This is a genomic window from Enterococcus sp. DIV0756, assembly GCF_051710745.1.
In the GTDB taxonomy this organism is placed as follows: Bacteria; Bacillota; Bacilli; order Lactobacillales; family Enterococcaceae; genus Enterococcus_A.
This window is the reverse complement of sequence record NZ_JBIOLF010000001.1, coordinates 2,421,819-2,434,944: the sequence shown is the minus strand read 5'-3', so window position 1 is coordinate 2,434,944 and position 13,126 is coordinate 2,421,819. Positions and strand designations below refer to the sequence as shown.

14 protein-coding genes, 1 tRNA gene and 1 other annotated feature are annotated in these 13,126 nt (G+C 40.4%); of the genes, 14 read left to right on the top strand and 1 reads right to left on the bottom strand.

Features of this window, described 5'->3' with window-relative positions:
* Positions 1–164: 164 nt before the first annotated feature.
* From IGI44_RS11875 to upp, 3 genes are all read left to right on the top strand, one after another.
* Positions 165–1,178 carry an L-threonylcarbamoyladenylate synthase gene (locus tag IGI44_RS11875; protein WP_438787919.1) on the top strand — a complete coding sequence of 338 codons (1,014 nt, stop codon included), beginning with the start codon at positions 165–167 and terminating at the stop codon, positions 1,176–1,178.
* A 68-nt stretch (positions 1,179–1,246) separates the two neighbouring features.
* The gene (glyA, locus tag IGI44_RS11870; RefSeq protein ID WP_438787918.1) at positions 1,247–2,488 is read left to right on the top strand and encodes a serine hydroxymethyltransferase; all 1,242 of its coding nucleotides are present in this window, start codon (positions 1,247–1,249) and stop codon (positions 2,486–2,488) included.
* A 155-nt stretch (positions 2,489–2,643) separates the two neighbouring features.
* Positions 2,644–3,273 carry a uracil phosphoribosyltransferase gene (upp, locus tag IGI44_RS11865; RefSeq protein WP_016180473.1) on the top strand — a complete coding sequence of 210 codons (630 nt, stop codon included), beginning with the start codon at positions 2,644–2,646 and terminating at the stop codon, positions 3,271–3,273.
* Between the two features lie 304 nt (positions 3,274–3,577).
* On the opposite strand, the gene IGI44_RS11860 is transcribed toward upp, so the two are convergent.
* Entirely contained in the window at positions 3,578–3,814 is a 237-nt protein-coding gene (locus IGI44_RS11860) for a hypothetical protein (RefSeq protein WP_438787917.1), read from the bottom strand.
* Positions 3,815–3,948: 134 nt separating this feature from the next.
* Here IGI44_RS11860 and IGI44_RS11855 point away from each other — a divergent pair.
* From IGI44_RS11855 to IGI44_RS11805, 11 genes are all read left to right on the top strand, one after another.
* Positions 3,949–4,021: transfer RNA gene (locus IGI44_RS11855), tRNA-Thr, on the top strand.
* A 205-nt stretch (positions 4,022–4,226) separates the two neighbouring features.
* Positions 4,227–4,760 carry a DUF1361 domain-containing protein gene (locus IGI44_RS11850; RefSeq protein WP_438787916.1) on the top strand — a complete coding sequence of 178 codons (534 nt, stop codon included), beginning with the start codon at positions 4,227–4,229 and terminating at the stop codon, positions 4,758–4,760.
* A gap of 89 nt (positions 4,761–4,849) precedes the next feature.
* Complete coding sequence (locus tag IGI44_RS11845) at positions 4,850–6,046, top strand: FtsW/RodA/SpoVE family cell cycle protein (protein WP_438787915.1); 1,197 nt, start codon at positions 4,850–4,852, stop codon at positions 6,044–6,046.
* Positions 6,039–6,392, top strand: a complete 354-nt coding sequence (locus IGI44_RS11840; RefSeq protein ID WP_438787914.1) for an arsenate reductase family protein — start codon at positions 6,039–6,041, stop codon at positions 6,390–6,392. Before IGI44_RS11845 ends, IGI44_RS11840 begins: the two co-directional genes overlap by 8 nt.
* A gap of 4 nt (positions 6,393–6,396) precedes the next feature.
* Entirely contained in the window at positions 6,397–6,729 is a 333-nt protein-coding gene (locus tag IGI44_RS11835) for a glycine cleavage system protein H (RefSeq protein ID WP_176673325.1), read from the top strand.
* A 62-nt stretch (positions 6,730–6,791) separates the two neighbouring features.
* Positions 6,792–7,044 (top strand) — a binding site (T-box leader).
* Positions 7,045–7,503: 459 nt separating this feature from the next.
* Entirely contained in the window at positions 7,504–8,538 is a 1,035-nt protein-coding gene (locus IGI44_RS11830) for a methionine ABC transporter ATP-binding protein (RefSeq protein ID WP_438787913.1), read from the top strand.
* Entirely contained in the window at positions 8,531–9,217 is a 687-nt protein-coding gene (locus IGI44_RS11825) for a methionine ABC transporter permease (RefSeq protein WP_438787912.1), read from the top strand. Before IGI44_RS11830 ends, IGI44_RS11825 begins: the two co-directional genes overlap by 8 nt.
* Positions 9,218–9,274: 57 nt before the next feature.
* Positions 9,275–10,117: a MetQ/NlpA family ABC transporter substrate-binding protein gene (locus IGI44_RS11820; RefSeq protein ID WP_438787911.1), complete on the top strand. Its 843-nt coding sequence runs from the start codon at positions 9,275–9,277 to the stop codon at positions 10,115–10,117.
* A 227-nt stretch (positions 10,118–10,344) separates the two neighbouring features.
* The gene (locus tag IGI44_RS11815) at positions 10,345–10,803 is read left to right on the top strand and encodes a PTS sugar transporter subunit IIA (protein WP_438787910.1); all 459 of its coding nucleotides are present in this window, start codon (positions 10,345–10,347) and stop codon (positions 10,801–10,803) included.
* The gene (locus IGI44_RS11810) at positions 10,800–12,197 is read left to right on the top strand and encodes a PTS fructose transporter subunit IIC (protein WP_438787909.1); all 1,398 of its coding nucleotides are present in this window, start codon (positions 10,800–10,802) and stop codon (positions 12,195–12,197) included. Before IGI44_RS11815 ends, IGI44_RS11810 begins: the two co-directional genes overlap by 4 nt.
* Positions 12,197–13,057, top strand: a complete 861-nt coding sequence (locus IGI44_RS11805; protein ID WP_271819191.1) for a ketose-bisphosphate aldolase — start codon at positions 12,197–12,199, stop codon at positions 13,055–13,057. The genes IGI44_RS11810 and IGI44_RS11805 overlap by 1 nt, the downstream gene beginning before the upstream one ends.
* The last annotated feature ends 69 nt before the right edge of the window (positions 13,058–13,126 follow it).

Sequence of the window (13,126 nt, the reverse complement as noted above, 5' to 3'; positions counted from 1 at the left end):
AAAAAAATAATAAAAGAACGCTGATATAGCAGTGTTCAAAAACACAAAAAGTTATCAACATGGTTATACACACTTGACAATCGTGTTATCCACAACGTGAGGATAAGTTACGAAAGAAAGTTTATAAATGAGGAAAGCTAGAGTAAAGGAGCTGTGGAGAAGCTGTGGAAACGAAAATTTTTCAAACGGATCAAATAAATCAAGCGGCGGCGTTATTGCGTCAAGGAGAGTTGGTGGCTTTTCCTACGGAGACTGTCTACGGATTGGGAGCTAACGCGCTTTTACCGGAGGCTGTCAAGCAAGTTTTTGCGGTTAAAGGACGACCTAGTGACAACCCATTGATCGTTCATGTGGCCGATTTCTCGATGACTGAAGAATTTGTGAAAAGCTATCATCCTTTAACTGAAAAAATCGTTCAAAAGTTTTGGCCAGGACCGCTGACGTTGATTTTTTCGATCAAAGCCGGGAGTTTAAGTCCGATTGTGACCGGTGGTTTATCCACAGCTGCCTTTCGGATGCCAGATAATAAAAAAACATTATCTTTGATTGAAGAAACAGGGGCTCCTTTAGTTGGACCGAGTGCGAATACCTCTGGCAAACCAAGTCCAACAACAGCGCTGCATGTTTTTCACGATCTTAAAGGCAAAATTGCTGGAATTTTAGACGATGGAGCAACACAAATCGGCGTAGAATCGACGGTGTTGGATTTAAGTGGAGAAGTGCCGACAATTTTACGTCCAGGTGCAGTGACAAAAGAAAAACTAGAAGAAGTTTTGGGTATTGAAGTTCCTTTAGACAAACATCTAGTCAAAGAAAGTGAAACGCCGAAAGCGCCCGGAATGAAATATAAGCATTATTCGCCTGATGTATCGGTTTTAATGATTAAACCAGGTGATTGGGAAAAAGCCATCGCTTGGGCTGATACAAACGGGAAAAAAGTCGGTTTGCTGGCGACGCCTAAAATTGCTGATAGCTATCCTTCAGCAGATCGTTTTGTCTTTGAAGAAGATTCAATCGAGGCGGCTACTCGCGGATTATTCAGCGGATTGAGAGCATTGGATGAGGCAAAACAAAGCGACGTAATCTTTGCGGAAGTCTTTCCGGAGGATCATCTAGGCTTAGCCTATATGAATCGCTTGAAGAAAGCAGCAGCACAAAAATATTTTACAGAAAAGTAAACAAAAGATTCGATTATCTGTTGAATCTTTCGTATACTTAAATCAGAAAATTGAAAGGTGGCGTTGGGATGGATTATAAAGCACTAGATCCCGAACTATGGGGAGCAATTGAAAACGAGGCGGAGCGTCAAGAACAGAATATCGAATTGATCGCCTCAGAAAACATTGTGTCAGAAGCTGTAAGATTGGCACAGGGGAGTGTTCTGACAAATAAATATGCAGAAGGATACCCTGGTCGACGCTATTATGGCGGTTGTGAATTTGTCGATGTTGTAGAGAATTTAGCAATCGATCGCGCGAAAGAATTATTTGATGCAACATTTGCGAATGTCCAGGCACACTCTGGCTCACAAGCGAATCAAGCAGCCTATTTTTCATTGATCCAGCCTGGTGATACTGTTTTAGGAATGGATCTATCCGCAGGAGGTCACTTGACTCATGGTTCACCAGTGAATGTCAGCGGAAAGTTATATAATTTTGTCAGCTATGGCGTAGATCCTCATACAGAAACGATCGACTATGAAGTCGTTCGCATTTTGGCGCGGAAACATCAGCCTAAATTGATTGTAGCAGGAGCGAGTGCGTATAGTCGGACGATTGATTTTGCCCGTTTCCGTGAAATTGCCGATGAGGTAGATGCAAAATTGATGGTGGATATGGCTCATATTGCGGGATTAGTAGCGACTGGTTTACATCCTAACCCAGTACCTTATGCAGATATCGTAACTTCAACAACTCATAAAACCTTACGTGGACCACGCGGCGGGTTGATCCTAACTAATGATGCTGATTTGGCAAAGAAAATCAATAGTGCTGTTTTTCCTGGTTTACAGGGTGGACCATTAGAACATGTGATCGCAGCCAAAGCGGTAGCTTTTAAGGAAGCTTTGTCACCAGATTTTAAAGAGTATAGCGAGCAGGTGTTAAAAAATGCACAGGCAATGGTTAAAGTCTTTAATCAAGCGCCGGAAACGCGTGTAATATCTGGAGCTACAGACAATCATTTGCTTCTGATCGAAGTGACAGGTTTTGATATTACTGGACGCGAAGCAGAGGAATTATTAGATAGCGTGCATATTACGGTCAACAAAAACTCTATTCCTTTTGAGTCAAAAAGTTTTAAAGAGACGAGTGGTGTTCGAATCGGAACACCTGCTATTACCAGTCGTGGATTTGTTGAAGAGGATGCAAAACAAGTGGCAGAATTAATGATTGAAACCTTGCGTTCTAAAGGTGATGAAGCGAAACTGGCAGAGATTCGCAAAGCAGTATTAGAATTAACAGAATCTCATCCAATTCAGTCACATTAGACTAGTTTTCTGACACTAGTTGTCTTATAATTAGGAGAAATGCAGAATAAGGGACGTCCGTTTTTTAAGTGTTGTAAAGACCTGCGGTACAGTATTCTGTCTCATTTTTCAATGCGAAAAATGAATACTTTAAAATGAGTAAGGAGCAATTTATTATGGGTAAGTTTCAAGTAATTGATCATCCACTGATCCAACACAAATTAACGATCATTCGTGATAAGAACTGTGGAACAAAAGTTTTTCGCGAAGTAGTCAATGAAATTGCGATGTTGATGGCATACGAAGTTTCACGGGATATGCCATTAGAAGATATCGAGATTGAAACACCAATCACGCTATCTACACAAAAAACGTTATCTGGTAAAAAAGTTGCGATCGTACCAATCCTGCGCGCGGGTATCGGTATGGTAGATGGCATTCTAGAATTGATCCCTGCGGCAAAAGTTGGACATATCGGTATGTTCCGTGATGAAGAAACGTTGGAACCACATGAATATTTCTTCAAAATGCCGGAAGATATTGACAGCCGTCAACTATTCATCGTTGATCCAATGCTAGCTACTGGGGGTTCGGCAATCATGGCGATTGATTCGTTAAAAAAACGTGGCGCGTCAAACATGAAATTTGTTTGTTTAGTTGCAGCTCCAGAAGGCGTAAAAGCATTACAAGATGCGCATCCAGATGTTGATATTTATACAGCGGCTTTAGATGACCAATTGAACGAGCAAGGCTATATCGTTCCAGGTCTAGGCGATGCAGGCGACCGTCTATTCGGAACAAAATAAATAAATGAACGTGATCGAATGAATATTCGGTCACTCAGACTGTAGACAAAGGACGTTCCAAACTCGAAATTTGAGTTTGGGATGTCTTTTTACTGATTTCTTTCGAAATTCAGGACAAAAAAATAAAGGCTTCTTGCCTTTCCATAGTCATGTGGCTAATTTCTTTAAATTCATTGCAGCAAATACCTTTTTTTGCAAAAAAAGAGGTATGCCAAATCTCTTGGCATACCTCTGATACTTAAGAAGATGTGTCTTGCGTCAGAGTCTTCTTGTTGCTTAAAAAATCAAACAATTCGCGAAACCTTTAAATCTTCTTCATTTGTTTATAATTGACGACGACAACGCCGTTGGAATGATTGATCAGCTCTTCATTGTCCTGCTTTTCATCAATTTCAACGACAGCTGCGTTTTTCAATTGTTTAGCAACAATCCCAGTTTGAGATTTGCCGCGGATAGTGAACATGACGTGTGTCTTAACGGGAAATTTTTTCCCAACTTCGGAAGGATCTATATGCGTCTCTATTTTGCCAAATGTAGCCATACTTTTTGAACGCCCCCTTTTTTCACGTACTTAATTTTAGCACATTTTCAAGTTTTTTTCATGTAATCGCTTTTTGAGAAGAATCTTACTTTACTTTTTCGCAGAAGTTTCTTATAATTTCTTTTGTACTAATCGCCAGCTTAGCTCAGTTGGTAGAGCAACGCACTCGTAACGCGTAGGTCACAGGTTCGAATCCTGCAGCTGGCACTACTTATAAAAGCCGTCGTATCAAGGTTAATCCTTCGATGATGACGGCTTTTTACTATCCTGATCATAGTTTATCGACCAAACTTGTATAGTATTTTTAAAGAATAGTGGATTAAATGAAGGAGAGTTATGAAAAAAGTTTATGGATTCCATCTCGGTGTATGGATGTATATTTTATTGATGTATTTCACTCAGACCAATGGCGTTGAATGTCTTTCTAGCATGGCTGCCAATTGTTTTTGCACAGCTCTTTCTAAAATTGAGAAGTAACTGGCGCTGGCTTTTTATACCGCTGTGGTTGTTGTTTTTCCCAAATGTTCCATATTTAATGACTGATATGTTTCATCTGGCTAGTTTAAAGGTTTATCAGCCTGGCGGGCATTTTTTTAATGACAGTAATAGCTGGTGGTCTTATCTTTTATTACTATTGCCAGCTCTTATAATGGTTTTTCTCGGCATGGCGCAGGTGTTCAAACTATTTTCAGCAATCAGATTGCCGTTGATGCAGAAGATCGGGAGTTTAACCGTACTGTCAGTTCTTTCTAGTATCGCAGTTTACATTGGGCGCTTTGAACGGATTCATTCGGTCGAGCTATTCATTCAGCCTATGAAAGTGCTGAAATTACTTATTGGTCATTGGAGCGCTGAAAAGTTGCAATTTGTCGTAATGTTTAGTATTTTGCAGCTGGGGATCTGGGGATTGATCAACTTTTTACAACATGACTTTCGAGAAGAATAAAGTTTTTACAAAGTCAGCGATGCTGACTTTTCTTTAATCAAAGAAGCGTCTATAATAGGGCAAGTACACTGTGGGAAAAGAGATGAACAATGGATAGATTAAAAAAGAATAATAATGACAGCCGAATTGATTATGGCGTTATTTTACCTGTTTTTATATTGTGTTTGATCGGGCTGCTTGCTTTATATGTTGCGTTGGTTCAGGACCCGAGAGATCCGAATGTTTTTCGTGGGTTGGCCATGCAAGCTGTTTGGTACGTGGTTGGTGCATTAGCTGTAGTAATTATCATTCATTTTGATGCGAAGCTCTTATGGCGCATAACCCCGTTTATGTACGTGATTGGTTTAGCGGTTATGCTTGCTTTGTTGAAGTATTACGACACTGCCTTATTTGCTTCTACTGGTTCGAAAAACTGGTTTAAGTTTGGAACACTGACCTTCCAGCCTTCAGAATTGATGAAGATTGCTTACATATTAATGATGGCGCTGATCATCACTAAACATAATGTGTCGAATAAGCTTCGCAGTCTTAAAACCGACACTATGTTGATTGGTAAAATGTTTTTAGTAACTCTTCCGGTTCTAGTTTTAGTGTTGGCACAAAAAGACTTTGGTACAATGCTTGTCTTTTTAGCAATCTTTGCAGGAATGTTTTTAATGTCGGGAATCTCATGGTTGATTTTGGTTCCAGCAATTATTTTAGCAATTGTTTTAGGCGGAACCTTGATATTTTTCGTCACGACAGATGCAGGACGAGAAATCCTAACACATATAGGATTCAAGAATTATCAATTTGCTCGAATTGACTCCTGGCTTGAGCCGTTCCACGATCCTCAAGGAATCAGTTTCCAATTAGCCCATGCATTGATGGCAATCGGGTCTGGCGGAATGTTCGGGACAGGCTACAATGTTAGTAATGTCTATGTGCCAGTACGGGAATCGGATATGATCTTTACAGTCATTGGTGAGAACTTTGGATTCATCGGCGGTGCTTTTGTAATTTTGATTTATTTTATTTTGATTTATCGCATGATTCGGTTATGCTTTGACATGAATAATGAGTTCTACGCCTACATCGCATCAGGAATCGTTATGATGATGCTGTTCCATGTTTTTGAAAATATTGGGGCAAATATTGGGTTATTACCGTTAACGGGGATTCCGTTGCCATTTATTAGTCAAGGTGGATCATCGATTCTGGGAAATATGATCGGAATCGGTTTGATTTTATCGATGCGTTATCAAAGTGCAGATAAACAACCTATTAGGAGGACACGCAGTGCTTAAATTTTATTGGTACCCTAAATGTTCAACTTGCCGCAAAGCTAAAGCTTGGTTAGAACAAGCTGGTGTGGAGTTTGAAACGATTGATTTGGTTCAAGAGACGCCTTCAGCGGATACTTTTGAAAAGTGGCTGACTGCTAGCGATTTGCCAGTCCGCAGATTCTTCAATACTAGCGGTATGAAATATCGTGAATTAGGCTTGAAGGACAAAATGGCAGATTTATCGGTAGAAGAAGCCAGTGAATTATTAGCAAGTGACGGGATGCTAGTGAAGCGCCCATTACTGATCAAAAATGATCAATTTTTATTAAACGGATTTAAAGAAACAACTTACGAAGGGACGTTCTAAATAAATGAGTTACTTGAAAAAAAATGAAGGTCTATGGATCTTACACAACGATAAAGATTTTTGCATGGGGCTAACTGCTGAAATGGCGGATACCCTTGGTGATGTGACCTTCATCTCGTTGCCAAAAATTGGGCAAGCGGTCAAAGCTGGCGAACCATTACTAGAAATTGAAGCAGAAAAAGCAGTCCAAGAATTCAAAAGTCCATTAACAGGTGTGGTTTCATCGGTTAGTGAGAAGGTACTAGCTGATCCTGCTGCATTGAATGTGAAGGAAGAATTGGATGCATGGATCTTGTCTTTACGAGAAGTCGATGTTGATGAGTTTGAAAACCTATAAAGAAATTTTCATTTGATGTTTGACAGGAGAAAATCAGCCTGATATAATCCTTTCATACACATGAGAAAGCGATGAAAAGAAAAGTACATCTGATTAAAGTACAAAGAGAGCTCCGGTATGCTGAAAAGGAGTTATGGCAATGAGATGGAAAATGGTCTTTGAGCAGGATGGACGAAGCGGGTGCTAAGTCTATCACGGGAGTGCCCGTTACAGCACCTCAGTATACGCGTGGAGCAAGTACTGGCAGAGGTTGTGATCGCAAGGTCAGAACGAATTTTAGGTGGTAACACGGAAGTCAAAGCTTTCGTCCTAAGTGTACATTCGTACATTTTTAGGGCGGAAGCTTTTTTTGCGAGTTACACTTTTCGCAGTATCTATTATTCGTATCAGCTTGATAACGATTTAAGCTGTCGAAAGTGTCGAGCGCTTTAGTGGAATCGTATGCGAGGCGAGAATCAGATTCATTTTTCGTGTTTTTCGAAAAATGATTACTATTCTTCCGAGCTAGCTGTCTATTCTGCTTTTCGTAGTTTGTTCAGTATGACGTGAAAAAAGTTTTATTACTGATATTACGAGCAAGCTGTTTAGCAGAAAGATATGCGTACGAAAATAAGGCTTTTTCGAACTTTGAAAAAGCTTCCGCTACTATGAGCTAGCTGTCAAACTTCCTCATCAAATTTTCGCAGATTAATGCAATGACAAGCGAAATAAAAAATAGTTACATATCTGAATTAGCTATAAGCTAATCAGTTATTTAGAAAGGGTGTAAGAAACATGGCATTGATTGAATTAAATCAAGTGGGGAAAAGTTTTGCCGGCAAGACTGGACCAATCCACGCAGTCAATGGAATCAATTTAGCGATCGAAGAAAAGGATGTTTATGGCATCGTTGGTTATTCGGGCGCTGGGAAGAGTACATTGGTTCGTTTATTGAATGGACTAGAAACACCTACTAACGGTCAAGTGTTAGTGAATGGTGAAAATGTTGCCAAACTGCAAGGCGCATCATTAAGAACGTTTCGAAAAAAAGTTGGGATGATCTTCCAGCATTTCAATCTATTATGGTCACGAACAGTCATTGAGAATATTCAATTACCTTTAGAATTGGCAGGCGTGGCAAAAGACCAACGTCGCAAAAAAGCAGAAGAACTGCTAAGTCTAGTCGGTCTTGATGGCAGAGGAGACGCTTATCCTTCTCAACTATCAGGCGGACAAAAACAACGGGTCGGGATCGCACGAGCGTTAGCAAATGACCCAGATATCCTACTCTGTGATGAAGCGACCAGTGCGCTGGACCCGCAGACAACGGAAGAGGTTTTAGAATTATTGGCCAATATCAATAAAAAATTGGGTTTGACGATTGTGTTGATCACTCACGAGATGAACGTAATTCGCAAAATTTGTAATAAGGTCGCGGTGATGGAGTTAGGCAAAATCGTAGAAGAAGGTTCTGTTCGTGAAGTCTTCCGCCATCCACAACAGGAAGTGACCAAGATTTTCGTTCAACAGGATCTTGAGCCGAAAGCCGATCCATCTGAATTATTGAAGGAATTTATTAAAGAAAATCCCAACGGAACATTAGCAACATTGCACTTTTTAGAGGACAATGCCAATGAACCAGTCGTATCACAAGTAATTCGTAATTTTCCAGTGAATATCAGCATCGTTTATGGCAATATCGAACGGGCAACGGGAAATTCCTTCGGCACATTGACAGTTCAATTGACGGGCGATGCGGACAAGGTTGATGAAGCCATCGCCTTTATTGAAAATCAACAAGTGGAAGTGGAGGTGCTGCACCGTGGATAAGAGTTTTTCAGAAACGTATTTAAACTTTCAACAGGTATCGTGGGATACGCTAAAGGAAGCCATCAATGATACCTTGTTTATGACGATCGTTTCGATGTTGATCGTGTTTGTTTTAGGACTATTGCTAGGACTGCTGCTTTATTCATTGGGGCGGAAACATTCCGCTGCTCGCAGTATCTTATATGGATTAGTTTCAATTCTCAGCAATATATTCCGATCAACGCCGTTTATGATTTTGATGGTTTTGATTATCCCATTTACGAAAGCGTTAGTCGGCACGATGTTGGGTGCGAAAGCTGCCATTCCAGCATTGGTTTTATCAGCGACACCGTTTTATGCACGACTGGTTGAAATTGCTTTTCGCGAAGTGGATTCAGGGGTGTTAGAGGCGGCAGATTCAATGGGCGCTAGTTATTTCCAAACGATCTATAAGGTTTTAATTCCGGAAAGCTTGCCAGCGTTGATCTCTGGATTAACAGTTACTTCGGTTTCGATGATCGGTTTTACTGCAATGGCGGGTGCAATTGGTGCAGGTGGACTTGGAGCATTGGCCTGGCAAGAAGGCTATCAACGTGGGAATTACACAGTCACACTGGTAGCAACAGTAATTATTTTGATTATCGTATTCATCGTTCAAGGCGTTGGCGATTTCTTGACAAAACGAACAGACAAGCGTTAACACAGAATAGCAATTATTCTTAAAAATAAATCCAAAAAAATTTAGGGGGAACTATCAATGAAAAAGAAAATTTTAGGTTTTGCAGCAGTAGCGTTATTAACAGTCGGCTTGGCAGCATGCGGAAACAGCGGATCAGGTTCATCAGACAGCAGCAGTAAAGAAAAGAGTGACACACTAGTTGTAGGGGCGTCACCAACACCGCATGCGGAAATCTTGGAGCACGTGAAACCGTTGCTTGAAAAAGAAGGCGTCAATTTAGAAATTAAAAAATTCGATGATTATGTCTTGCCGAACAAAGCGCTAGCAGACAAAGATATCGATGCGAATTACTTCCAACACAAACCGTTCTTTGAAAAAGCAGTGAAGGAAAATGATTACAAATTCACGGATGCAGGTGCGGTTCATATCGAACCAATGGGCTTATATTCTAAGAAGATCAAAGACATCAAAGATTTAAAAGAAGGTGCGACAATTATCACTTCAAGCTCCGAATCAGACTGGGGCCGTATCATCACGATCTTGCAAGATGCTGGTTTAGTCAAAGTCAAAGACGGTGTTGATTTGGAAACAGCAACATTTGAAGATATTGCTGAAAATCCTAAGAAATTAAAATTCGATCACTCAATTGACCCTGCGTTGTTAGCAACGACTTACAGCAATGATGAAGGCGATCTAGTAGCGATCAATGCCAACTTCGCTTATGGTGCTGGTTTAAATCCAGTGAAGGATGCCGTTTTACTTGAAAAAGATACTTCTCCATATGCCAATATTTTAGCCGTTCGTACAGAAGATAAAGACGATCCTCGAATTGAAAAACTGAACAAAGTCCTACATGAAAAAGACGTTCAAGATTGGATCTTGAAAAAATGGGACGGTTCTGTAAAACCAGTTGATAAATAAGTAGACTTTTTGACCTCAATACAAGTGTATTGAGGTTTTTTATTTAGTCACTTTCTAAATAGCTCAAAGATTATGATCTAAATAGATCATGATTTTTGAGCTATTTTGTCGTCAAAAGACTTTTAAACCGAAAATCAGTCAAAATATTGAACGCTTTGGATAGCGATGCTATAGTTATCAGCATAAACAGGAAAGCGCTGTCCTAGTTATGAAAGTAGGTTTTTATCGTGAAGTTAGTTGATTTAATGATGAACGATTTGATTCTTTTTGATGAATCAATCCGTTCAAAAGATGAGCTGTTTGAAACATTAAGTCGTTTGCTAGAAAAAAAGGAGCGAGTGACAAAAGCCAAAAAGGTTATGAAAGATTTGTATCGTAGAGAGTCAGAAACATCTACAGGAATAGAGGATGGGTTTGGTATTCCGCATACGAAAAGCAAAGCGGTTTTAGCACCTACGATTTGCTTTGTGCATACAGGGAAAATTTCTGATTATGTCGGACTGGATGATAAAGAGATTGAATGGGTTTTTGCCATTTTTGTCCCTCAAAAGACATCGGATATGCATTTGGAAATCTTGAGCAATTTATCACGAAAATTGATGAATGAATCATTTAGAAGTCAGTTAAAGGAAGCTACTGATGCGACGGAAGTGTTAGAGATCATGAGTAAGGAGGAATTATCATGAAAATTATTGGAATCACTGCTTGCCCCACTGGAATCGCTCATACGTACATGTCTGCCGAAAAGCTGGAGGTTACTGCAAAAAGTCTAGGTTATGAAGCGAAGTTTGAAACACAAGGAGCAAAAATAGAAAATGTTTTGACTTCCTCGGATATTGAGGAGGCGGATGCCATTATTTTGGCGGTGGATAAGGACGTTGATACGAGTCGCTTTGCTGGGAGGAACATTAAGCGTGTATCTACTGCTCGAGCGATCAAGGAGCCTGAGAAGGTTATCGAAGAAGCGCTAGAAAATATTGGAACTACTAAAGTTTCTTTAGACAAGAAAAAGAATTCACAGGAACAAAAAAGCGGAATCTATAACCATTTTATGAATGGTGTCAATTACATGCTGCCATTCGTCATTGCAGGCGGGATCATTATCGCGTTGAGCTTTGCCTTTGGAATAACGGCGTCTGATCCAAAATCTGACGATTACAATGTTCTCGCTGGTGCGTTATCTACGATTGGCGGAGGAACAGCCTTTGCGATGATGGTTCCTGCTTTAGGAGCGGGGATTGCCAGTTCAATTGCCGGAAAAGCTGGATTCGCACCGGGAATCGTCGCTGGATTACTGGCGGCAAATGGTGGATCAGGTTTCTTAGGCGGGATGATTGGCGGTTTACTAGCTGGGTATATGACGGATCTTTTAGCAAATAAAATTAACGTTAAGAAGCAATTTGCCGCTATTTATCAATTGATCGTCGTTCCCTTAGTTTCTATTTTAGTGATTGGTCTGGCGATGGTCTTCCTCATTGATAAGCCGATTGCCTGGGTTTTAGACGCATTGACCAGCTGGTTGAATGGACTGGGAAATACGTCAGGTCTGATGTTTGGCTTGTTGATTGGCGTCATGATGGCGGCGGATATGGGTGGTCCCATTAATAAATCCATTTCGACCTTTTCGATTGGCTTGATGTCTGCGGGAGTGAATGCGCCAATTGCTGCTTGTATGGCTGCTGGAATGACACCTCCTTTAGGCTTAGCGTTAGCTACAATCCTATTTAAAAACAAGTTTACGAAAGAAGAACGCACTTCGGGACAATCGTGTTGGATTTTAGGGGCTTCATATATTACTGAAGGAGCGATCCCATTTGCGGTAGCAGATCCAATTCGGGTAATTCCTAGTTTAATGTTAGGCTCAGCCACTGCAGCGGGAATATCGATGGCTGCTGGTGTGACTTCGATGGCGCCTCATGGCGGCATTTGGGTGATGCTGATCCCAAATGTAATGAATAATTTACCAATGTATTTATTAGCAATTGTTGCTGGCACTTTAGTGACAGCTGTAGCTGTTGGGCTATTGAAAAAGCCAGTGACTGTTGAAGAAACAAAAATGATGAACGAGGTGGAATTGTAATGTTATATACAATGAAGGATTTATTGAAAGTCGCGAAAGAGAACAAGTTTGCTGTACCTGCATTTAATATTTGCAGCTACGATATGATGAAGGCCATTATGGAAGAAGTGGAAGCTCAGAATGCGCCAGTGATTCTAGAAATCCATCCAGATGAAATCGCCTATTTAAATAATGAGTTTGTGGCAGCAGCGAAAGAGTATGCCCATAACAGTAATGTTCCGGTCGTTATCCATATGGATCATGGCGGTTCGGTCAAGGATGTGATGCGGGCAATCCGCAATGGGTATACTTCGGTGATGATCGATGCTTCAACACAAGCATTTGAAGCAAACCTGCAATTAACAAAGGAAGTTGTGAAGCTAGCTCATGATGTAAATGTTTCGGTCGAAGCAGAATTAGGAACCATCGGCAATAATGGGTCTGCTGAAGGAGGATCAGCGAATATTATCTATACAGATCCTGATCAAGCAGAAGAATTTGTCAGAGAAACAGGCATTGATACATTGGCTGTGGCCATTGGAACGGCACATGGACTCTATCCTAAAGATATGACGCCAAAATTAAATATCGAGTTACTTAAAGAATTGAATAAACGCATCGATATTCCGTTTGTTTTGCATGGCGGTTCGGGTAATCCTGATGCCGAAGTAAGTGAAGCAGTGAAATATGGGGTGGCAAAAGTTAATTTGAGTTCTGATTTAAAGAGTGTCTTCTTTGATGCTTTAAGAGAGATTTTAACGAAGAATCCTGCGATGTTTGAACCAGGAGACGTTTTCCCAGAAGCCAATGAGAAGGTCAAAGAAGTAGTCAGACACAAGCTAGGTGTTTTGAATACAATTGGAAAAGCTGAATTGTATTAATCAAAAAAGGCAGAACTTCCATTTTTTGTGGAAGGGCTGTCTTCTTTTCCTTTGGAGCAGGTATAATTA